The 19,936-nt window shown below is 67.9% G+C and carries 21 protein-coding genes and 4 tRNA genes; 10 read left to right on the forward strand and 15 right to left on the reverse strand.

Translation table 11 applies throughout. The annotated features are described in order from the left end of the window. The first annotated feature begins 116 nt into the window (after nt 1-116). On the forward strand, nt 117-686 hold the full coding sequence (locus ASF28_RS20535) for a hypothetical protein (protein WP_056097192.1): 570 nt from the start codon (nt 117-119) through the stop codon (nt 684-686). Nucleotides 687-830: 144 nt separating this feature from the next. Beyond that, nucleotides 831-1,727: an acetylglutamate kinase gene (argB, locus tag ASF28_RS20540; protein WP_056097193.1), complete on the forward strand. Its 897-nt coding sequence runs from the start codon at nt 831-833 to the stop codon at nt 1,725-1,727. Between the two features lie 56 nt (nt 1,728-1,783). Here the strand turns inward: argB and ASF28_RS20545 are convergent, their stop codons facing one another. Genes ASF28_RS20545 through ASF28_RS20560 form a run of 4 tightly spaced genes read right to left on the reverse strand, consistent with a single transcriptional unit; the run spans nt 1,784 to nt 5,251 of the window. Then, nucleotides 1,784-3,475, reverse strand: coding sequence for a SpoIIE family protein phosphatase (locus ASF28_RS20545; protein WP_056097195.1), 1,692 nt, complete (start codon nt 3,473-3,475; stop codon nt 1,784-1,786). Next, complete coding sequence (locus tag ASF28_RS20550; RefSeq protein ID WP_056097197.1) at nt 3,472-4,302, reverse strand: GGDEF domain-containing protein; 831 nt, start codon at nt 4,300-4,302, stop codon at nt 3,472-3,474. The genes ASF28_RS20545 and ASF28_RS20550 overlap by 4 nt, the downstream gene beginning before the upstream one ends. Continuing rightward, nucleotides 4,299-4,685 carry a DUF1987 domain-containing protein gene (locus tag ASF28_RS20555; protein ID WP_056097198.1) on the reverse strand — a complete coding sequence of 129 codons (387 nt, stop codon included), beginning with the start codon at nt 4,683-4,685 and terminating at the stop codon, nt 4,299-4,301. The genes ASF28_RS20550 and ASF28_RS20555 overlap by 4 nt, the downstream gene beginning before the upstream one ends. A 14-nt stretch (nt 4,686-4,699) precedes the next feature. After that, entirely contained in the window at nt 4,700-5,251 is a 552-nt protein-coding gene (locus ASF28_RS20560) for a SiaB family protein kinase (protein WP_056097200.1), read from the reverse strand. 412 nt (nt 5,252-5,663) lie between these two features. On the opposite strand from ASF28_RS20560, the gene ASF28_RS20565 reads away from it, so the two are divergent. Together ASF28_RS20565 and ASF28_RS20570 are read left to right on the forward strand one after the other, a co-directional pair. Then, nucleotides 5,664-6,392: a pyrimidine 5'-nucleotidase gene (locus tag ASF28_RS20565; RefSeq protein ID WP_056097202.1), complete on the forward strand. Its 729-nt coding sequence runs from the start codon at nt 5,664-5,666 to the stop codon at nt 6,390-6,392. 5 nt (nt 6,393-6,397) lie between these two features. After that, nucleotides 6,398-6,826, forward strand: coding sequence for a metallopeptidase family protein (locus ASF28_RS20570; RefSeq protein ID WP_056097289.1), 429 nt, complete (start codon nt 6,398-6,400; stop codon nt 6,824-6,826). 16 nt (nt 6,827-6,842) lie between these two features. On the opposite strand, the gene ASF28_RS20575 is transcribed toward ASF28_RS20570, so the two are convergent. Together ASF28_RS20575 and ASF28_RS20580 are read right to left on the reverse strand one after the other, a co-directional pair. Next, nucleotides 6,843-8,072 (reverse strand): hypothetical protein, encoded by a 1,230-nt coding sequence (locus ASF28_RS20575; RefSeq protein WP_056097204.1) that lies wholly within the window; start codon nt 8,070-8,072, stop codon nt 6,843-6,845. 125 nt (nt 8,073-8,197) lie between these two features. Continuing rightward, the gene (locus tag ASF28_RS20580) at nt 8,198-8,716 is read right to left on the reverse strand and encodes a DUF2937 family protein (RefSeq protein ID WP_056097206.1); all 519 of its coding nucleotides are present in this window, start codon (nt 8,714-8,716) and stop codon (nt 8,198-8,200) included. Nucleotides 8,717-8,920: 204 nt separating this feature from the next. Between ASF28_RS20580 and ASF28_RS20585 the strand changes: the two genes are divergently transcribed. The 4 genes from ASF28_RS20585 to ASF28_RS20600 all read left to right on the forward strand — a co-directional run bounded on the left by ASF28_RS20585 (nt 8,921) and on the right by ASF28_RS20600 (nt 10,137). After that, nucleotides 8,921-8,997: transfer RNA gene (locus ASF28_RS20585), tRNA-Asp, on the forward strand. Nucleotides 8,998-9,074: 77 nt separating this feature from the next. Next, nucleotides 9,075-9,151, forward strand: a tRNA-Asp gene (locus ASF28_RS20590). 145 nt (nt 9,152-9,296) lie between these two features. Continuing rightward, complete coding sequence (locus ASF28_RS20595) at nt 9,297-9,512, forward strand: hypothetical protein (RefSeq protein WP_056097207.1); 216 nt, start codon at nt 9,297-9,299, stop codon at nt 9,510-9,512. A 127-nt stretch (nt 9,513-9,639) separates the two neighbouring features. Continuing rightward, on the forward strand, nt 9,640-10,137 hold the full coding sequence (locus ASF28_RS20600; RefSeq protein WP_056097210.1) for a CAP domain-containing protein: 498 nt from the start codon (nt 9,640-9,642) through the stop codon (nt 10,135-10,137). A gap of 6 nt (nt 10,138-10,143) precedes the next feature. Here the strand turns inward: ASF28_RS20600 and ASF28_RS20605 are convergent, their stop codons facing one another. After that, nucleotides 10,144-10,401 (reverse strand): hypothetical protein, encoded by a 258-nt coding sequence (locus ASF28_RS20605; protein WP_056097212.1) that lies wholly within the window; start codon nt 10,399-10,401, stop codon nt 10,144-10,146. Between the two features lie 162 nt (nt 10,402-10,563). Further along, on the reverse strand, nt 10,564-11,121 hold the full coding sequence (locus ASF28_RS20610) for a metallophosphoesterase (RefSeq protein ID WP_056097214.1): 558 nt from the start codon (nt 11,119-11,121) through the stop codon (nt 10,564-10,566). Nucleotides 11,122-11,380: 259 nt separating this feature from the next. On the opposite strand from ASF28_RS20610, the gene ASF28_RS20615 reads away from it, so the two are divergent. Both ASF28_RS20615 and ASF28_RS20620 read left to right on the forward strand, forming a co-directional pair. Further along, a complete protein-coding gene (locus tag ASF28_RS20615; RefSeq protein ID WP_244475100.1) occupies nt 11,381-11,923 on the forward strand; it encodes a DUF2059 domain-containing protein in 543 nt (180 codons plus the stop codon). 170 nt (nt 11,924-12,093) lie between these two features. Beyond that, complete coding sequence (locus tag ASF28_RS20620; protein WP_056097216.1) at nt 12,094-12,354, forward strand: hypothetical protein; 261 nt, start codon at nt 12,094-12,096, stop codon at nt 12,352-12,354. Between the two features lie 174 nt (nt 12,355-12,528). Here the strand turns inward: ASF28_RS20620 and ASF28_RS22795 are convergent, their stop codons facing one another. The 7 genes from ASF28_RS22795 to ASF28_RS20650 form a co-directional block, all read right to left on the reverse strand. Beyond that, on the reverse strand, nt 12,529-12,666 hold the full coding sequence (locus ASF28_RS22795) for a hypothetical protein (protein ID WP_157085677.1): 138 nt from the start codon (nt 12,664-12,666) through the stop codon (nt 12,529-12,531). Between the two features lie 369 nt (nt 12,667-13,035). After that, a tRNA-Val gene (locus ASF28_RS20625) sits at nt 13,036-13,111 on the reverse strand. Nucleotides 13,112-13,216: 105 nt separating this feature from the next. Beyond that, a complete protein-coding gene (lon, locus tag ASF28_RS20630; protein WP_056097218.1) occupies nt 13,217-15,643 on the reverse strand; it encodes an endopeptidase La in 2,427 nt (808 codons plus the stop codon). 250 nt (nt 15,644-15,893) lie between these two features. Next, a complete protein-coding gene (gene clpX / locus ASF28_RS20635) occupies nt 15,894-17,165 on the reverse strand; it encodes an ATP-dependent Clp protease ATP-binding subunit ClpX (RefSeq protein ID WP_056097220.1) in 1,272 nt (423 codons plus the stop codon). A 218-nt stretch (nt 17,166-17,383) separates the two neighbouring features. Then, nucleotides 17,384-18,010, reverse strand: a complete 627-nt coding sequence (locus ASF28_RS20640; protein WP_056097293.1) for an ATP-dependent Clp protease proteolytic subunit — start codon at nt 18,008-18,010, stop codon at nt 17,384-17,386. 132 nt (nt 18,011-18,142) lie between these two features. After that, a complete protein-coding gene (gene tig / locus ASF28_RS20645; protein WP_056097222.1) occupies nt 18,143-19,609 on the reverse strand; it encodes a trigger factor in 1,467 nt (488 codons plus the stop codon). A 178-nt stretch (nt 19,610-19,787) separates the two neighbouring features. Beyond that, nucleotides 19,788-19,872: transfer RNA gene (locus tag ASF28_RS20650), tRNA-Leu, on the reverse strand. Between the last annotated feature and the right edge of the window lie 64 nt (nt 19,873-19,936).

The raw sequence follows: 19,936 nt of genomic DNA on the forward strand, positions 1-19,936 counted from the left end.
GCGAGCGGGCGCTGCGCCTCCGTGGGATGCGGGTCGGAACCTCGGGGCGGCGGAACGCGTCTCACAAGCCGCATCCCGCGCCGCCGCGACGGCGACCCTGCGTTCCGAAGGACATCATGGACACGACGCCGCTTCCCGCCTCCGCCTTCAAGGCGCCCGCCATCCTGCTGTCCGGTCCGGTGGATCAGGCGATGTACAAGGATTTCCGCAACCAGTTCGACGCGGCCTCGGACCGGGAGTTCGTCGTCGTCGAACTCTCGACCCTCGGGGGCGATCCGGAGGTGGCCCGGATGATGGGCGAGGATATCCGCTTCGCCAGCGACCTCGACCCGCATCGGCGCATCGTCTTCCTCGGCAAGGCGGCGATCTACTCGGCCGGCACCACCTTCATGAGCTTCTTCGCGCGCTCGAACCGCTACCTGACGCGCGGCACGCGCCTGATGATCCACGAACGCAAGATCTCCAAGAAGCTGAACATCGAAGGTCCGCTGACCACCTGCATCGCCACGGTGAAGGCGGCCCTGCACGAACTCGAATGCTCCATCGAGATCCAGAACGAGGGCTTCGCCAACCTCGTCATCGGCTCGATGGTGACCCTCGACGAGGTTCTCGTCCGCGCGCCGTCGAACTGGTACCTCGAAGCCGAAGAGGCCCGCCGCCTGGGACTGATCGAGGCCGTGATCTGACGCCGCCGCTCCGCTCCGCATAGTCGGGCTTGAAAACGGGCGGGCGTAAAAATTGCCGCCGGATGCTTCGCAGGGTCGCATGCCTGCGGTAGAAGCCGGCGCCGCGCACGACCGCCCGGCACGCATCGAGGAACGAGCCCCACGATGAAAGATCCGTTGCCCAACGTGCACGTGCGTGCCGAAGTCCTGGTCCAGGCCCTGCCGCACATGCAGCGCTACGATCAGGAGATCGTGGTGATCAAGTATGGCGGCCACGCCATGGGCGACCGCGCCGCGGCGGAGGATTTCGCCGAGGACATCGTGCTGCTCGAACAGTCCGGTCTCAAGCCCATCGTGGTCCATGGCGGCGGCCCGCAGATCGGCCGCATGCTCGGGCGCCTCGGTATCGAATCCGAGTTCCGTGGCGGCCTGCGCGTCACCGACGAAGCCACCGTTGAGGTGGTCGAGATGGTGCTGGCCGGCTCCATCAACAAGCAGATCGTCGGCTGGATCTCGGCCGAGGGCGGGCGGGCCATCGGCCTGTGCGGCAAGGACGGCAACATGGTGCGGGCCAAGAAGGCCACGCGCACCATCATCGACCCCGAGAGCCAGACCGAGCAGAAGGTCGATCTCGGCCTCGTCGGCGAGCCCGACCATGTCGAGCGCGGCGTCCTCGACGCGGTGCTGAAGGCCGAACTCATCCCGGTGCTGGCCCCCGTGGCCTTCGGGGCCGACGGCCAGACCTACAACGTCAATGCCGACACCTTCGCGGGCGCCATCGCGGGGGCCCTGCGGGCCAAGCGCCTGCTGCTGCTGACGGACGTGCCGGGGGTCCTCGACAAGGACAAGAAGCTGATCCCCGAGCTGACCCTGGAGGATTGCCGCCGGCTCATCGCCGACGGCACCATCACGGGCGGCATGATCCCGAAGGTGGAGACCTGCATCTACGCCCTGGAGCAGGGCGTCGAGGCGGTGGTCATCCTCGACGGCAAGGTCAGCCACGCGGTGCTGCTGGAGCTGTTCACCGATTACGGTGCCGGCACCCTGATCCGCCGGACCTGACAAGCTCCGCAGGACCTAACAAGCGTAGCCCGCCCCGCCAACGACGGCGGGGCGGGCTACGGGGCCGGAGACCGCGCCGGGCGGAACGCCACCAGGGCCATGTCGTCACGGCGCCCCTCTCCGTCTCGGTAGCGGGTCAGGGCCTGCTCCAGGGCCGTCATCTGCCCGGCGAGCGGCATATCCTGGTGTGCGCCGAGGATGTCGGCGACCCCGCGATGGCCGAGAAGCTGTCGCCTCGGCCCGCCCATCTGGTCGGTGATGCCGTCGGTCATCAGGTAGAATGTCGTCCCGGGCGAGACCGACACGACGGTCTCGGTCACGGCGAATCCGTCGCCGGGCCGCAGGGGATAGCCGAGGCCGCGCTTGGCCCCCCGGATGCGGGTCGCGGTCCCGTCGGCGATGCTGGTGAGCGCCAGACCGGCGCCGGCGAAGCGCAGCTCGGCCTTCTCCCGATCCCAGATGCAGACACCACAATCGAGGCCGTCGTCGGATTCCGCCCCGCGGCCGTCCTGACGCAACTGCACCCGGACCATGTCGTCGAGGACACGCAGGATCTCGACGGGGTCGCGCAGTCGCCGCTCATGCAGGATCCGGTCGAGGGCGGTGGCGACGATGAGGGTCAGGAACGCGCCCGGCACGCCGTGTCCGGTACAGTCGGCCACGACCACGATGCCGAGGCCGTCGATCTCCTCGAGCCAGAAATAATCGCCGCCGACGACATGGAGCGGTTCCCACAGGACGCCGACCTCGAGGCCGGTTCCGGCGAGGGCCGCGCGATCCGGCAGGACCGAGCTCTGGATACGCCGGGCGTAGCCGATGCTCTCCATGACGAGGCCGTTGGCCGCGGCAAGCTTGGCGTGCGCGGTTTCGAGTTCCGTCAGGAGCTGCTTGGCCTCGTCGCCCGTGCGCAGGCCCTCGACCATGCGGTTGAACGCCTGCGAGATCACGTCGATCTCGTTGCTGGCGCGAAAGCGCGCCCCGGTCTCGACGGTGACCCAGCTCTTGTGCTCGACCTCGCGCATGGCCACCAGCAGGCGCTTCAGGGGGGCGAGCACGTGCCGGCGCACGTTGGCATGGAGGGTCACCACGAAGGCCAGCATCAGGATGATGCTGGTGACGAGGGCCAGCAGGGCCTGCTTCTGGGCGTTCCCCCGCAGGGCTTCGGCGGAAATGGCCAGGGTGAGGTGTCCGACGGGCTTGGCCTCCGGCGCGGCGACGAGGTCGGCCTGCGCGACGATGAGGTCCCAGGCCCGGCCGCGCGGCATGTCGCCGAGGGTCGTGACCACGGCGCCCGACGCGTCGCGGAGGATCACCGCCCGGAAGGCCGGATCGCGGGCAAGCGCCTGGATCTGATGGCGGTAGATCTCGGGCTGGGCGCCCCAGTCCGGCCGTGCCATCGCGCTGGCGGTGAGGGCCGCGAGGAGGTTCGCCCGCTCGGTGTAGAGCCGGATCTGATCGCTGTAGTTCAGCCAGGCGATGCCGATCTGGGTGACCAGGACCACGATGGCGATAACGGGATAAATCCGCAGGAACAGGGTGTGGGCCAGGCTGTCGAGGTCGCGTCCCCGGGCCGAGCCGCGCAGGGAGCCGGGCCGCATCGTCGCGCCGTCGGCGCGTCCGGCCTGCGGCACATCGGCGAAGCCGGCGGCGTCGAGGAAATCGCGGCTCCGGCGCGGTCCCGCCCCGCGCAGGGAACCGCCGCGCCGTACCGGAGGGCCCTCGGCCGCCGGCGCAACCTCGGGGGTCACGACGAAACCTCGCCGGGGGCGGTTCGGACACGGTCGCGCCCGTCGTCCTTGGCCGCGTAGAGCGCCGCATCCGCGCGCTGCAGGGCGCTCTCCAGGGATTCGCCCCGCCGCGCCTGCGCCACGCCGATGCTCACCGACAGGGCGACGCCCTCGCCCGGCGCCTCCACCGGTGCCGACGCCACGGCGCCCCTCAGGCGTTCAGCGGCGTCGAGGGCGTAGCCGAGGCCGGTCTCCGGCAGCAGGACGGCGAATTCCTCGCCGCCCGTGCGCCCGATGATGTCGCGCGGGCGCAGGTTCGCCCGGCAGGCGGCGACGCAGGCGACGAGGGCCGCGTCGCCGACGGCATGGCCGAAGCTGTCGTTGACGAGCTTGAACCGGTCGAGGTCGAGCATCAGAACGCAGATCGGATCGGCGCCGCCCCGGTGGCGCTCCCACTCGCGGGCGCTGATCTCCATGAACCGGCGCCGGGCCAGGGCGCCGGTCAGGCTGTCGGTGTCGGCGAGCCGACGCAGTTCGGCTTCGAGGCGCGTCCGATGCTCGATCTCCTTGGACAGGGCCTCGTTGAGGGTCTGGAGATCGCGGCGCTGCTCGGCAAGACATTGATTGGCGCGCTGCAGATCGAGCTGCATCCGGTCGCTCATGCGCACGAGGCGGCGCTGCTCGCGGTAGCCGCGCCGGTAGGCATCCGCCAGGGCATTCACGCCGGCGGCGGCATCCGAAAGCCCCGCCAGCATGGCCTCGGCCTGTCGGATCACCGCCTCTTCGGCATCGTAGAGGCTGAAGGCGTCAACGGCCGGGTCGGCGTCGGATTGGGCCACCGCTTTCATGCGGGCTCCTGCACCATCTCGAATCGGGCATGGGAGAAGTCGGCGGCGAAGTCCTCGCCGGCCTCCGCGATGGTCTCGTCGCCATCGGCGTAGAGCCAGCGGATCGTCACCGGACGGCCCTCGGCGGCGGCGTCCTCCAGGGGCATGAACAGGTTCATGAGCGCCTTGGCGCTGGAGGAATTGAAGTAGGCGAGACCGACCTCGAACACGATGGGATCGGCGGCGGCCGTGGCGAGGTGCCCCTTCAGGGCCTGCAGCAGGGGCCCGTAGAAGGCGGCGGCATCCTCGGGATAGGATTCGCCGCGCAGGGCCAGGCGTCCGCCATCGAAATCGAAATCGACGCGCGGCGACCGCTCGGTGGCGGGAAGGCTGATGGTGTCCATCGGTCCGGCGCCGCTCAAATGTAGGCTTTGAGGCAGAAGAAGTTCCGCCCGCCGCCCAGTTCCTGGAAATCGTACTCGACGGGCGCGCTCGACCGGCGGGCGATCTCGATGAGGCCGATGCTGCCGCCGAGGCTCCCCTCGTCGGGCGGCTGGCGAAGTTTCTCCCGGTAGAACGCTTTCAATTCGTCACCCGTCAGTGTCGCCAGATGGTCGAGGCGCGCGCGCAGGGTCGGGACGTCGGAATCCGGCACCTCGTTGCCGCACACGACGTAGAAGCGACCGGCCTCGACGCCCACGACGATCATGCCGGCGCTGATCATGCCGCCGGAGGCGGATCGCTCTGCAACCTTGTCGGCGGAGTAGCGGATGATGTTCTGCGCCTGCTCGACGAAGATTCCGAACACGCGCTTGGTGACGCTCGAATCCGCCGCGTCCTGACTCATGCGAAGCTTCAGGACCTCGCCCAGCGAGAACAGGACGTTCTCCGACAGGTCTCCGCCGAAGGACAGGATGACCCCCTGACGCCGGGAGGTGTCGAAGAAATTCTTGAAGTCTTGGGCGAGCAACGGATCTCTCCCGGCTTGCTGCGGTTCCCCGGTCTGGCATCCATAGCAGACCGAACGAGCTTGAATAACCCGCCGATCGTGTACGGCACGTTAAATGTTGACCGCCCTTTGTCTGGTCGCAATCCGTCGCAGGAAACTGCAACCTCAGACATCAGTGCATGAATGCTACGCAAATTCTGCCTGAAATTGACGAAAACAAAGGCAACTGATCGCAGTATAGGCCCAGCGGCCACGCGAAGGGGGGACGTGCTCGCTTCGCGCCTCTTCCGCACCCCGTTCCATACGGGCAAGCGGATTCCGCGAGGCGGCACGCGCGGTATGGTGCGGAACCGTAAAGCTTCCCTTTTCGGTTTCGCGTCCCATCTTAGGCAGCCCAGCCGGATCGTCCGGCCCGCATCGAAGTCGAACCGCCTTGTTCCTTCCCGGCGAAACCCACTTCACCTCCGTCCGGTCCCGTGGGTTCGATCAGGTCGACACCTGGGTGTTCGACCTCGACAACACGCTCTACCCGAGCGACGCGCGGGTCTGGCCCCAGGTGGACGAGCGCATCACCCTCTACGTGATGCGCCTCTACGGTCTCGACGGCCTCTCGGCCCGCGCCCTGCAGAAGTACTTCTACCACCGCTACGGCACGACCCTGAAGGCGCTGATGACCGAGGCGGCCATCGACCCGCACGACTTCCTCGATTTCGCCCACGACATCGACCATTCGACCATCAGCCTCGATCCGGCCCTCGGCACCGCCATCGAAAACCTGCCCGGCCGCAAGCTGATCCTCACCAACGGGTCGCGGCGGCACGCGGAAAATGTGGCGCGCAAGCTCGGCATCCTCGATCATTTCGAGGACGTCTTCGACATCGCCGACGCCGACTTCGTGCCCAAGCCCGAGCGCTCGACCTACGAGCGCTTCCTCCTGCGGCACGGCGTCGAGCCACGCCGGTCGGCCCTGTTCGAGGACATCGCCCGCAACCTCGTCGTGCCCCACGAGATCGGCATGGCGACTGTGCTGGTGGTCCCCCGCACCCTCGATCCGTTCCGGGAGGCATTCGAGCAGGCGGCGGTCCAGGAAGCGCATATCGACCACATCACCAGCGATCTCGCCGGCTTCCTCGCCGAGCGGGTCCTGCCGGTGGTCCGGTGAGCGTCGTGCCCGCAGGGGCCGGACCGGAGGACGACTGGGCCGGGCGCTACGCCCCCTCCCTCGGCGACATCGAGGCCCTGGCCCACGCGGCGTTCGCGGGCCTGCCGCGAGCGTTTCGCGCCCTGTGCCCGGGGGTGATCATCCACGTCGAGGATTTTCCCGACGACGACACCCTGGCGGAGATGGAGTGCGACAGCGAATTCGATTTGCTCGGCCTGTTCCGCGGGATCGGACTGGCGCAGGGCGGCGACTTCGCCACCGGCCAGATGCCGAATCAGGTCTGGCTCTACCGACGCCCCCTGCTCGATTACTGGGCCGAACACGAGGAATCCCTCGGGCACCTCGTCACCCATGTCCTCGTCCACGAGATCGGGCACCATTTCGGTCTGTCGGACAGCGACATGACCGCCATCGAGGCCCGCGCGGACGGCTGATGGTCGAGGGGCGCCGTCAGGGCGCTTCGTGACGGGCGAGCTGGCTCGCCTTGGGGCGCCGGGTGCGGAACTGCCCGTGCGCCACGGCGACGAAGGCGAGGATCGCCACCGTCAGGGTCGTCAGCCACCACATCACCGTCAGGCCGACGCCGATGCACGCGATGGTGAAGGCGGCGGCGAACGCCGCCATGGCACCGGGGACGAGGACGGGCGTGCCGCGCCCGCTGCGCCGGATCGCGGCCCGGAGGGCGAAGGCCGCCGCGAAGGCGCCGACGATCCCGAGTTCGTACCACAACTCGAACAGCAGGGTGGTGGGGGCATTGGCCGGCAGCAGGTTGACGATGCGCCCGCGCAGGGCGGTCTCGAACCCGTGTCCGGTCACGAGGCGCATGGGCTCGCCGGTGACGATCTTCTGCCACGCCTTGAGGGACAGGGTACCGGGCGCCGTCGTGCCGAACAGGGCCGAGGCCACGGGCCGCGCCAGGAACGGGAGCAGGGGTGCCGCCACGAGGAGGGTCGCCGCGCCGAGGCTCGCCACGCGCACGCCGAGGGTCGGCCGCAGGCTCGTGAGGGCAAAGCCGGCCGCCCCCACCGCCAGCGCCGCGAGGTGGAGAAGATTGGGCGAGATCACGAGGGCGACCGCCGTGAGAACCGCGAGGCCGAGGGATTCGAGGTCGCGCCCGCGGGAACGCAGCCAGGCCACCGCCGGCCAGACGATGAGCGCCAGGAGGGTCAGGCCCCGGTCGAGGGTCCCGTCGATCTCCCCCGGCGTGCCGGGGAGGTGATGCGCGAACAGGCCGAGCAGGATCGCCACGAGGGCCGCGGCGGCCGTGCCCACGGGCAGGAGATACAAGTTGGCCGAGCGCATGCGCTCCGGCAGGGCGAGGTAGCCGGCGACGGTCAGGAGAATCGTCGCGATCAGGTTGAGCAGCCGCTCGGCGGCGAGGTCCAGAAACGGTGTCCACACCAGGGACAGGGCCGCCCACAGGACGACGAGGAGGCCGGCGAGGAAGGCCGGGTTCCGCAGAAGGCGGAGGGCGGCGGGCCGCCACGGTCCGGACTTGCCGTCGATGGCGCTGGCCAGAACGAGGAGCACCACGGCGATGGGCGCCAGGATCACCGCCGCGCGCCGGCCCATCTGCGTCGTCACCGGCACGAGGACGAACAGGCCGAAGAACCCGACGCGCCGGAGGAGCGCCGCGGCATCGACGGCCGGATCGACGGAAGGATGGGACGCACGCACCATGATTGCGACTGTCAGCCGTTGACCGGCGCCGCGAGTTCGCCCGCGCGCTACGGCGCCAGTCGTAGTGCACTCATCCGGGTCGGGCTGTAGATGCCGTGCAACACCTGTGCCCCGGCGGACACGCTTCAGGCGGTCACGGCACTGGCCCGGCGGCGAAACAGGCGGCGTCCGAGGTCGCACAGGACCCGCCATCCCGCCCAGGCGGCCAGAAATCCGAGGAACCCGGCGACGAGGCCGTCGGCCGTCGTCGGGATCGCGGGGCGGTAATCTTCATACGTCGCCCGTGCGAGGCCGAGGTCGGGGTCGCGGATCAGGGCGGCGAGGCGGCCGAGGGGGCCCCCGGCCGTTTCGAGGGCCGCCTGCCGTGCCGTCAGGCCGGCGAGGCGGTCGAGATCGGCCCGCGCCGCCGCGCCGCGCCGGGCGACGAGGGCATCGGGATCGCCGCGCAGGCGGGCGATGGCGCTGTCCCGCGTGTGTCCCGTCGCCGTGGCATCGGCCTCGAACCCGGCGACCACGCGGCGAAGCTCGTCGACGGTCCCGGCGAGGCGCTGGCCGTATTGCTGGGCGAACTCCGGACCCTGCGCGCCGACGATGCCGGCGAGGACACCGAAGGCGAGGCCGAGGGTGCGCAGGACACGAAACATGGGCACCCTCCCCGGCAGGACAGACGAACGGACAAGCCGTCCCGCCGGCCGGGTGTTCCCATCGTGGCGTCGCGGGCCCGTGCGGATTTGCGGGGATGCGGCCCCGCAAAACGATCTGCGGGAATGCCGCAGCAGACTGCTTGACAGCCCCGGTGGTCGAACCTAAACCCCCGACACCGCAGCGGAGACGAGGCGGGACGCCACGCGGGCGTAGCTCAGTTGGTTAGAGTGCCGGCCTGTCACGCCGGAGGTCGCGGGTTCGAGTCCCGTCGCCCGCGCCACTTTTCACACGACATTCCGAAGGTCCGGTTCCGCCCGGCGGCAACGTCCGCTCCGAGCAGATGGTCTTCGACGCCACGCGGGCGTAGCTCAGTTGGTTAGAGTGCCGGCCTGTCACGCCGGAGGTCGCGGGTTCGAGTCCCGTCGCCCGCGCCACTTTTCTTTCCCCACTCTCGGTGCTTCGGACCAGGGTCTCGGTGACCTCGATCCGGTCCATGCGACGATCGGCGTCCCTTCGTCGGCTCGCTTTCGCTTTCGGGAATCCTAAGCTCTCTCGCACGCATCTTGCGGAGGGTGGACGATGCCGGGGTTCTTCTTCCTTTACTTCACGGCCTGCATGGCCAACGCGCCGGATACGTGCCAAGCGCGGCGCCTTGCCCTGGATGTCGTCGATGCGCGCGCCTGCCAGCACGTGGCCCAGCCGCAACTGGCGCGCTGGGTCGGGACGCACCCGGATTATCGCATCACCGGCTGGCGCTGCGGTGCTCCCCTGCGGGACCCCGGCACCCGGATCTGAAACCGGGCGTGGCCCGCGCGCCACGCGGCGGACGAACCGGACCGGCCGAACGGGCGATGCCGCGTTTTGGCCGCATCGGCCCCCGATGGGCTGAGGCGATTCCAGACCGTTCCGGACGCCCGAGCCCATGCACGCCCCCCTTCGCCACGCCGCCCGCGTTCAGGCCACCCTGCTGACCCTGATCCTCGCCGGTTGCGGAAGCCCGAGCCTCCTCGCACCCGACACACCGACCCAGGTCGTGATCCTCGACGAGCAGGCGGCGGCGGTGGCGATCTCACGCTACCGGGCGCAGCATGGCCTCGGGCCGGTGGTGATCGACACGAGCCTGATCCGCGCCGCCTCGTATCAGGCCGCCTCGAACGCCAAGGCCGGCCGCCTCAGTCACGAGATCGGCGGGACCTTCAACGCGCGCATGGCGGAGGCCGGGTTCGGCCGGGCCTACGCGGCGGAGAATCTCAGCGCGGGTTCGAACACCTTCGACGAGGTGCTGACGCGCTGGAAGGCATCGCCGGAGCACAACAGGAACATGCTGATGCCGCAGCTCAAGCGCGTCGGCATTGCCCGTGTCGATGCGCCGGGCACGCGCTACAAGCGCTTCTGGGCCCTGGTGCTCGCAGGCAGCTGACCGGCGTCAGCCCTCCGACGCCTCGGCTTCGGACAGGCCGTCCTGCAGGGTGCGGATGATGGTCCGCATCTCCGGGATCATCGCCACGGCCTTGGCGATCCGGTGCGCCTCGTCGCGGGTCATCAGGCCCCGCGCCGTGCGCGCCGCCGCGTCGTCGGAGAAATAGGTCCAGGCAACGGCGAGACCCACGGCGTCCTCGACGCAGAAACTCTCCGCCTTCTCGACGACGAGCCATGGTGTCGGAAAGCCGCGCGGTTCGGTCATGGCGGGCTATCCTCTGCGAACGTCGGTGGATGGTGGTGAGCGCGAACCGCCGCCCCTCTGCCCGTCCCCCATCCTTGGGTCAATCCAATCCTCGAAGAGCGTTGCCGCGCCGGGTCTCCGGCACTCGACCGGCAGCGGCTGGCCCACGGGCCGGCCCCGGCGTCAGCGCAGACCGCGCAGGGCCATTTCCTCCGGTGCCTGCTCGGCGGCATCCTGGCGGGCGATCAGGGTGGCAAGGTCGACGGGGCGGTAGTCCCACGCGTCCATGCCGACATCGCAGGCGCGGCTGGTATCGGGCAGGCAGGCGTGGGTGTGGCCGTAGAGATGGCGGGTTCCGCGCCAGAACCCCGGCCATGACCGGTGGGGATAGTGCGACAGGAACAGCCGCCACGCCTGCCCCTCGCCATCCTCCACCGTGATCCGGGCGTTCTCCACCGGTGGTTCCGTCCAGGGCAGCTCGAGGACCCGGTTGGTGTCGTGGTTGCCCCGGACAAGCCGCTTGGTGCCGTTGAGACGGCCGAACACGGCTGCGCAATGCGCGCGACTGGCCCCGGCCGTGAAATCGCCGAGGTGCCACACTGCGTCGTTGACGCCCACGATGGCGTTCCAGCGGGCGACGAGGGCCTCGTCATGGGCCTCGACGGAGGCGAAGGTGGTCCGGCGGCGCTGGACCAGGGGCGCATCGCCGAAATGCGTGTCGGCCGTGAAGTAGGTTGTCATGCGTCCTGTGGGGAAAGCGTCCTGTGGGGAAAGCGTCCTGTGGGGAAAGCGTCCTGTGGGGAAAGCGTCCTGTGGGGAAAGCGTCCTGCGGAGAAATCACGCCCCAGGGGAGCGGGGATCGGGCAACCGCGTTGCCGCGGGCGACATGGCGCCCGGGGCCCACTCCGCAAGCCGGCGGGATGTCGCTTCCGGGCCACGCGACGGGCCTTTCCCGGCGGCAGCCCTATCTGTCCTGTCTCGCATCACCGGAGGAACGCTTTTGCCGAATCACCTTGGTCGCATCACCCCGATCGTCGCGGGCCTGTGCCTGTGTCTACCCCTCCCCTCCGCCGCGCTCGCACAACCAGCCGCGCCCGTCGCCCAGCCGGCGTCGGACCCTGCGACCCTGAAGGTCGCCCGCGACGTCGTGGCTCAGATGCAGGGCGATCGCACGACCACCCTGAACGCGATGGCCGCGCCCATGGCCGGCATGATGCAGCAGATGGGGATCAAGGAGGCCGACCGGGCGCAGGTCATCGTCAAGGAAGCCGTGCTTCCGTTGCTGACGGCCCACTACGACGAGCTCCTCGACATCCAGGCGCGCAGCTTCGCGGGCGTCCTGACCAAGGAGGATCTTCAGGCCATCGGAACGTTCTACGGCTCGCCCGCCGGCCGACGTCTCGCGGCGGCCCAACCCCAGCTCGCACAGGCCCAGATGACCGGCACGACGCAGTGGATGCAGGGGTTGATGCCGGAGATGCAGACGAAGATCGTACAGATCATCAAGACGCGCGGCTGGGGTCCCGGCGACAAGCCGAAATGATCAGCCGGAACCCGTAAGTCGAACGATCGATGCCCGCACATCCCCGGCTGCCCGCGCAGGTTGCCCGGGGGTGTGACACAGGTCGTGGGAAACCGTTGGCATCGGTGGGACTTGCCGTATGCAACAACGTCGGCAGCCGGTTCGCTGCCGCGTCCAACGAAAGCATTCCCGTGAAAATCGTTCTCCTCATCGGCGTCGCCCTGCTCGCCGCCGCTCCGGCCTTCGCCCAATCGGGTCCTTCGGGCGAGCCCGGCCGGACCGGTACCGTCATCCAAAGCGAGCCGAACAGCACCGGCAACGACGCCAACATCGCGATCTCCCGCGGGGCCACCGGTGCCGATACGGTCACGACCAATTCGGCGGCCGGCGGCAATGCGGCACGGCCCGAGCAGGCGATCCCCAACAGCAGCGCCAACGGCGGCGGCCGATAAGCACTTCGGTCACGGCCCTGTCCCGCTCATAGCGGAGTGGAACAGAGGAAGCCCTACGCGAGGCCTCAACCCGCTTCGCTCAATATCCCCGACCCGCCCGGCACACGCCGCGGCGGGTTTTTTATGATCCGTCGCTTCTGCAAGACAGACGCCCGGAGGTATCAGGTGCGCTGCCTACTTGGTGGTTTCCCTCACCCCTGGTTCGGGCATCGGCGTGGTGTTCTTCGTCGCCCCGCTGCCGAGGAACAGGAACGCGCCGATCACCGCGAGGGTCGCGACAGCGGCAACAAAGGCGAGGAACCAGCGGGGCATGGGAGCATCCATGGAGAGAAGAAAGAAGTGGTAGGTGATCGGGCAGCAACTTCCTCACGCTCCGGCGCGCCCATGGCGGGCGCTCGTTCGTGCGGCTGCTCGGTCCGAGCGAGATTCAGAGAAGGGAAATAGGTTTCGTGCGCCGAAAGCCCAGATCAGCGCGGCTTTCGTGTTTCAGGCGCGAGCGTCACTGAGCCACGCGCCCGATCTTAGAGTCCGGCTGCTGGATCAGTCACAGTGGCTGGAACGAGACGGCATCCAAAACCCGTAGCGTCGATGACGTCAGACACCGCGACACCATCCCGACGTTTTACCGGGGGAACGGCGCCAGCGGGCCTTCGCCATGTCCGGTAAGCTTTTGGAAATCGGTGGTGGGCGGTGACGGGCTCGAACCGCCGACCCTCTCCGTGTAAAGGAGACGCTCTACCAACTGAGCTAACCGCCCGGACGCGCCGCTTCGTAACGAAGCCGCCGCTGCCATGCAAGCCGCAGGACGCGCAAGAGAAAGGCCCCGGAATCTCCCCCGGGGCCTTTCCGACGTCTCAGCGGCTCAGTGCGCGATGACCGTGGCGGTCTCGTCCTCGCCGATGACCGGGCGGACCGGCGGAGCCGGCTCTTCCCACTCGATGGGCTCGGGCACCCGCACCAGGGCGTGCTTCAGGACCTGATCCATCCGCGAGACCGGGATGATCTCCATCCCGTTCTTCACGCTGTCGGGCACCTCGGCGATGTCCTTGGCATTCTCCTCCGGAATCAGCACCGTCTTGATGCCGCCGCGGAGCGCCGCCAGCAACTTCTCCTTGAGGCCGCCGATGGGCAGTACCCGGCCGCGCAGGGTGACCTCGCCGGTCATCGCCACATCCTTCTTCACGGGGATGCCCGTGAGGGTGGAGATGATGGCGGTGGCCATGCCGATGCCTGCGGACGGACCGTCCTTCGGGGTCGCCCCCTCGGGAACGTGAACGTGGATGTCCCGGCGCTCGAACAGCGGCGGCTCGATGCCGAAATCGACGGCCCGCGAGCGGACGTAGCTCGCCGCAGCCGAGATCGACTCCTTCATCACGTCGCGCAGGTTGCCCGTGACCGTCATCTTGCCCTTGCCGGGCATCATGACGCCTTCGATGGTCAGCAGTTCGCCGCCCACCTCGGTCCAGGCCAGACCCGTGACCACGCCCACCTGATCCTCCTCGTCGATCTCGCCGTAGCGGAACTTCGGCGCGCCGAGGAACACCGGCAAGTTTTCTTCAGTGACGGCCACCGCCTTCACCTTGGTGATGAGGATCTCCTTCACCGCCTTGCGGATCAGGTTGGAGATCTCGCGCTCCAGGTTGCGCACGCCCGCTTCCCGCGTGTAGCGGCGGATGAGCATGAGCAGGGCGGCATCGTCGATCTGCCACTCCTTGACGTCGAGGCCGTGCTTCTTGACCGCACCCGGAATCAGGTGCTTGCGCGCGATCTCGAGCTTCTCCTCCTCGGTGTAGCCGGCGATGCGGATCACCTCCATGCGGTCCATCAGGGGCGCGGGGATGTTCAGCGTGTTGGCCGTGGTGACGAACATCACGTTCGACAGGTCGTAATCGACTTCGAGGTAGTGGTCGTTGAAGGTCGAGTTCTGTTCAGGGTCCAGGACCTCCAGCAGGGCCGCCGAGGGATCGCCCCGGAAATCCATGCCCATCTTGTCGATCTCGTCGAGGAGGATGAGCGGGTTGGAGGTCTTGGCCTTGCGCATGGACTGGACGATCTTGCCGGGCATCGACCCGATATAGGTCCGGCGGTGACCGCGGATCTCGGCCTCGTCGCGAACGCCGCCCAGCGACATCCGCACGAACTCGCGGCCCGTCGCCTTGGCGATGGACTTGCCGAGGGAGGTCTTGCCGACGCCGGGGGGACCGACGAGGCACAGGATCGGACCGGTGAGCTTGTTGGCCCGCTGCTGCACGGCCAGATACTCGACGATGCGTTCCTTGACCTTGTCGAGGCCGAAATGGTCCTCGTCGAGCATCACCTGGGCGCCGAGAAGATCCTTCTTCATCTTCGAGCGCTTGCCCCACGGGATGCCGAGCATCCAGTCGAGGTAGTTGCGCACGACGGTGGCTTCCGCCGACATGGGCGACATCTGGCGCAGCTTCTTCAGCTCCGCCACCGCCTTGTCGCGGGCCTCCTTGGTGAACTTGGTCTTCTCGATCTTCTCTTCGAGCTCGGCGAGCTCGTCCTTGCCGTCCTCGGAGTCGCCCAGCTCCTTCTGGATCGCCTTCATCTGTTCGTTGAGGTAGTACTCGCGCTGGGTCTTCTCCATCTGCCGCTTGACGCGGGTCCGGATGCGCTTCTCCACCTGGAGCACGGAGATCTCGCTTTCCATCAGCGACAGCACGCGCTCGAGGCGCTGGGCCACCGTGGGAATCTCGAGGATCGCCTGCTTGTCGGCGATCTTGACGGCGAGGTGCGAGCCAACGGTGTCGGCGAGCTTCGAGGGCTCGTCGATCTGGGTGACGGCGGAGACGACCTCCGGCGAGATTTTCTTGTTGAGCTTCACATAGTTCTCGAACTCGGCGATGACCGAGCGCGCGAGGGCCTCGGCCTCGACGCTGTCGCCGAGCTCGTCGGTCAGGGTCTCGGCTTCCGCCTCGTAGTAGGAGTCCGACTTGTTGAAGTGGGTGATCTTGGCGCGCCCGGCGCCCTCGACCAGCACCTTCACGGTGCCGTCGGGCAGCTTCAGGAGCTGGAGCACGCTGGCGAGGGTACCGATCTTGTAGATGGCGTCGGTGGCCGGATCGTCGTCGCTGGCGTTGATCTGGGTGGCGAGAAGGATGTGGCGGTCCGTGCGCACGGCCTCTTCGAGGGCGCGGATCGACTTCTCGCGCCCGACGAAGAGCGGGACGATCATGTGCGGGAACACGACGATGTCGCGGAGCGGCAGGACGGCGTAGGCGCCCGTCGAGCCCGGAACGACGGGCTGGCGCGATTTCGGTTGAGTCATGTCGGACTTCCTCATGATGGACGCCGGGCGGTCACTCCTCCGGGGAGCAAATGACCTGCCAGGGCCGACCGGGCCGCGAAGGGGTCGGAAGCATCGTAAAAAGGGCGGCTGGCGGCGGGACACCGCACCTCGAAAGGCGAGCGTGCGGCCATCGCGCTTGAGAATTCAGATGGAAGCGGGGGCGGATGTTTTCAAGCATCCGCCCCGGTCCGGCCCATCATGACGCGGACCGGACAAGGTCAGGCAGCGCTCAGGCGCTGACGCTGGCCGGGGCTTCCTTGTTGCGGTCCCCGTGGATGTAGAGGGGGCGCGACTTGCCGTCGACGACCTCGGGGCCGATCACCACCTGCTCGACGGATTCGAGGCCGGGCAGGTCGTACATCGTCTCCAGCAGGATGGTCTCCAGGATCGAGCGCAGGCCGCGGGCGCCGGTCTTCCGCTCGATGGCCTTGCGGGCGACCATGGACAGGGCCTCGTCCTGGAACGTCAGGTCGACGTTCTCCATCTCGAACAGGCGCTGGTACTGCTTGACGAGGGCGTTCTTCGGCTCCTGGAGAATCCGCTTGAGGGCGGTCTCGTCGAGGTCCTCCAGGGTCGCCAGCACGGGCAGGCGGCCAACGAACTCGGGGATGAGGCCGAACTTCAGCAGATCCTCGGGCTCGACGTTGCGGAAGATCTCGCCCGTGCGGCGGTCGTCGGGCGCCTGCACCGTGGCGCCGAAGCCGATGGAGGTGCCCTTGCCGCGGGCCGAGATGATGCGCTCGAGACCCGCGAAGGCGCCGCCGCAGATGAACAGGATGTTCGTGGTGTCGACCTGCAGGAACTCCTGCTGCGGATGCTTGCGGCCGCCCTGCGGAGGCACGGAGGCGACGGTGCCTTCCATGATCTTCAGGAGCGCCTGCTGCACGCCCTCGCCCGACACGTCACGGGTGATGGACGGGTTGTCCGACTTGCGGGAGATCTTGTCGATCTCGTCGATGTAGACGATGCCGCGCTGCGCCCGCTCGACGTTGTAGTCGGACGCCTGGAGCAGCTTGAGGATGATGTTCTCGACATCCTCGCCGACGTAACCGGCTTCCGTCAGGGTCGTCGCGTCCGCCATGGTGAACGGCACGTCGAGGATGCGGGCCAGCGTCTGCGCGAGCAGCGTCTTGCCCGAGCCCGTCGGCCCGATCAGCATGATGTTCGACTTCGCCAACTCGACGTCGTTGTGCTTCGAGGCATGGGCGAGGCGCTTGTAATGGTTGTGGACCGCGACGGAGAGAACCTTCTTCGCGAAGTCCTGACCGATGACATAGTCATCGAGGACGCGGCGGATCTCCTTCGGCGTGGGCACGCCATCACGGGATTTCACCAGGGAGGATTTGGATTCCTCGCGGATGATGTCCATGCACAGTTCGACACACTCGTCGCAGATGAACACCGTCGGGCCCGCGATCAGCTTGCGGACCTCGTGCTGGCTCTTGCCGCAAAACGAGCAGTACAGCGTGCTCTTCGAGTCGTTGCCGCCAGTCTTGCTCATATCGGTCTCCGTTCGCGGGCATGGCACCGGTCCGGGGCGCACACGCATCCTTCGAATTTAATGGCGTCGTCCTAAAGAAACAGTCACCTGCGCGCATCTGCCGGTTCGGATCAGACTGACGATGCAAGCACGCTGCCGCGTCCGGATCAAGGCAAGGACGCCGTCCCGCCTCGAAACGACGCGGCCGGACCCACGTGAGGGCCCGGCTCGCGCAGGGTTCAGGCGGCGGCGGGTTCCGGACGCTTCTGGATCACTTCGTCGATGAGGCCGAATTCCCTGGCGGCGTCGGCCGTCATGAAGTTGTCGCGCTCGAGGGCCTGGACGATGGTGTCGTAGTCGCGCCCCGTGTGCTTCACGTAGATCTCGTTGAGGCGCTTCTTCAGGGCCTCGATCTCGCGGGCGTGGATCAGGATGTCGGTGGCTTGGCCCTGGAAGCCGCCGGACGGCTGATGCACCATGATGCGGGCGTTGGGCAGGGCGAAGCGGTGCCCGGGCTCGCCGGCGGTGAGCAGGAGCGACCCCATGGAGGCGGCCTGGCCGACGCAGAGGGTGGTGACCGGGCAGCGGATGAACTGCATCGTGTCGTAGATCGACAGGCCCGAGGTCACCACGCCGCCGGGCGAGTTGATGTAGAAGGAAATTTCCTTCTTCGGGTTCTCAGCCTCAAGGAAGAGAAGCTGCGCCACGATGAGCGAGGCGCCGTAATCTTCCACCGGACCGGTGAGGAAGATGATGCGCTCGCGCAACAGGCGCGAATAGATGTCGAAGGCACGCTCGCCGCGGCTCGACTGCTCGACCACCATGGGCACGAGCGCGGAGTTATAATAGTCGACCGGATCTCTCATCATCACGTGCCCCAGGCTTCAAGGGGTCCGGCCGCGCCGCGAATCGGGCGCGGGCCGGACGTTTCAGCGAACTCCGGCGGCGATGAACGCCGCCTTACTTTCCGCCCGCCGCCCTCGAAAGGAGCACCGGGCTCAGTCGGCCTTGGCGACGGCAGGCAGGGCCTCGTCGCTTCCGGTCGAAACGGTCTCGTCCTTGCCGGACTCGGTCTTGTCCTTGCCGGACTCGGTCTTGGACGCACCCTCGGATGCCTCGGATTCGTCCTCGTCGGCGAACAGCGTCTCCTTCGAGACCGGCTCTTCGACGAGCTTCACCTGCCCGAGCACATGGTCGACGACCTTCTCCTCGAAGATCGGCGCACGCAGCTCGGCAAGCGCCTGGGCGTTCTTGCGGTAGAAGTCCCAGACCTGCTGCTCCTGGCCGGGGAACTGCCGGACCCGGGCGATCAGCGCCTGGTTCACCTCGTCGTCGCTCACCTTGATATCGGCGGTCTCACCGACCTGCGCAAGCACCAAGCCGAGGCGCACGCGACGCTCGGCGATTTTGCGGTACTCGGCGGTGGCCTTCTCCTCGGTGGTCCCCTCGTCCGCGAAGGTCTTTTCGCGGGTCTTGAGGTCCTGCTCGACCTGGGCCCAGACGGCGGCGAATTCCTGGTGGACGAGGCTGGGGGGCAGCTCGAACGCGTACTTGGTGTCGAGGGCGTCGAGGAGCTCCTTCTTGAGCTTGCGCCGGGACTGCGCCTCGAAATCGCCGCCGATGGCGGTGGAGACCGCCTCCTTCAGCTTGTCGAGGGATTCCATGCCGAAGCCCTTGGCGAGCTCGTCGTCGATCTTGGTCTCGCCCGGCGCCTGGATGGCGGTGACGGTGACGTCGAACTCGGCGTCCTTGCCGGCCAGCGCCTCGGCGCCGTAGGCCTCGGGGAAAGTCGACTTCACCACGCGGTTCTCGCCGACCTTGGCGCCGACGAGCTGCTCCTCGAAGCCGGGGATGAACTGGCCCGAGCCGAGTTCGAGGTCGATGCCCTCGCCCTTGCCGCCCTCGAACTCGACGCCGTCGATGCGGCCGACGAAGTCGATGGTGACCCGGTCGCCGGTCTCGGCGGCGGCACCCTCGTCGCGGGCCGAGAAGCTGCGGTTGGACGACGCCATGCGGGTGATGGCCTCGTCGACCTCCGTGTCGGAGGGCTTGGCCACCAGCTTGGTCAGGCTGACGTCGGAGAGGTCGGCGAGCTCGAACGTCGGCAGCACTTCGAGCGCGACGTTGAACGACAGGTCGGCCTTGGCGTCCAGCGCCCGCTCGACCACGGACTGCTCGCCGGGGAACTCGACCTTGGGCTCGAGGGCGAGCTTGAGGTTGTTGTCCTGGACGATCTTCTGGTTGGCTTCGTTGACGGCGTTCTGCAGCACGTCGGCCATCACCGAGCGGCCGTAGAGCTTGCGCAGGTGGGCCACCGGCACCTTGCCGGGGCGGAAGCCCTTGATCTGAGCCTTGTCCTTGAGGGTCGACAGCTCGCTGTTCAGGCGCTCCTCGAGCTCATGCGCGGCAAGGGATACCTGAAACTCGCGCTTCAGCCCCTGGGAGAGTGTCTCGGTCACCTGCATGGTCGTTCTTCCGCTGTCGTCCGTGTGATGGCGTCAAATTCGGTCGGTCCCCACCACCCGTTGACCGGGCGGGAGGAAGATCGGCGCCAGAATGTCACGCTGAACCGAAGGCCGAATCGCAACGGCGGGCCCGGCCGGCCAATCGCGGTGAGCCAATCCGTTCCCAACGGCGATGGACTGGTGCGGGCGGAGGGGCTCGAACCCCCACGTCTTGCGACACTGGTACCTAAAACCAGCGCGTCTACCAGTTCCGCCACGCCCGCAAGCGACGACCTCCGGCGCGCATCCCGCCGCCAGAGCGCGGTCCTATAGCACGGGCACAACGGG

Source organism: Methylobacterium sp. Leaf99, from assembly GCF_001422375.1.
In the GTDB taxonomy this organism is placed as follows: Bacteria; Pseudomonadota; Alphaproteobacteria; order Rhizobiales; family Beijerinckiaceae; genus Methylobacterium.

What these genes read in the sequence shown, in the direction of transcription:
- ASF28_RS20600 (WP_056097210.1), top strand. Translation starts at nt 9,640, where the DNA reads ATGCACGCCCCCCTTCGCCACGCCGCCCGCGTTCAGGCCACCCTGCTG.
- argB (WP_056097193.1), top strand. Translation starts at nt 831, where the DNA reads ATGAAAGATCCGTTGCCCAACGTGCACGTGCGTGCCGAAGTCCTGGTC.
- ASF28_RS20595 (WP_056097207.1), top strand. Translation starts at nt 9,297, where the DNA reads ATGCCGGGGTTCTTCTTCCTTTACTTCACGGCCTGCATGGCCAACGCG.
- clpX (WP_056097220.1), bottom strand. Translation starts at nt 17,165, where the DNA reads ATGAGCAAGACTGGCGGCAACGACTCGAAGAGCACGCTGTACTGCTCG.
- ASF28_RS20580 (WP_056097206.1), bottom strand. Translation starts at nt 8,716, where the DNA reads ATGTTTCGTGTCCTGCGCACCCTCGGCCTCGCCTTCGGTGTCCTCGCC.
- ASF28_RS20640 (WP_056097293.1), bottom strand. Translation starts at nt 18,010, where the DNA reads ATGAGAGATCCGGTCGACTATTATAACTCCGCGCTCGTGCCCATGGTG.
- ASF28_RS20535 (WP_056097192.1), top strand. Translation starts at nt 117, where the DNA reads ATGGACACGACGCCGCTTCCCGCCTCCGCCTTCAAGGCGCCCGCCATC.
- ASF28_RS20550 (WP_056097197.1), bottom strand. Translation starts at nt 4,302, where the DNA reads ATGAAAGCGGTGGCCCAATCCGACGCCGACCCGGCCGTTGACGCCTTC.
- ASF28_RS20610 (WP_056097214.1), bottom strand. Translation starts at nt 11,121, where the DNA reads ATGACAACCTACTTCACGGCCGACACGCATTTCGGCGATGCGCCCCTG.
- lon (WP_056097218.1), bottom strand. Translation starts at nt 15,643, where the DNA reads ATGACTCAACCGAAATCGCGCCAGCCCGTCGTTCCGGGCTCGACGGGC.
- tig (WP_056097222.1), bottom strand. Translation starts at nt 19,609, where the DNA reads ATGCAGGTGACCGAGACACTCTCCCAGGGGCTGAAGCGCGAGTTTCAG.
- ASF28_RS20555 (WP_056097198.1), bottom strand. Translation starts at nt 4,685, where the DNA reads ATGGACACCATCAGCCTTCCCGCCACCGAGCGGTCGCCGCGCGTCGAT.
- ASF28_RS22795 (WP_157085677.1), bottom strand. Translation starts at nt 12,666, where the DNA reads ATGCCCCGCTGGTTCCTCGCCTTTGTTGCCGCTGTCGCGACCCTCGCG.
- ASF28_RS20605 (WP_056097212.1), bottom strand. Translation starts at nt 10,401, where the DNA reads ATGACCGAACCGCGCGGCTTTCCGACACCATGGCTCGTCGTCGAGAAG.
- ASF28_RS20575 (WP_056097204.1), bottom strand. Translation starts at nt 8,072, where the DNA reads ATGGTGCGTGCGTCCCATCCTTCCGTCGATCCGGCCGTCGATGCCGCG.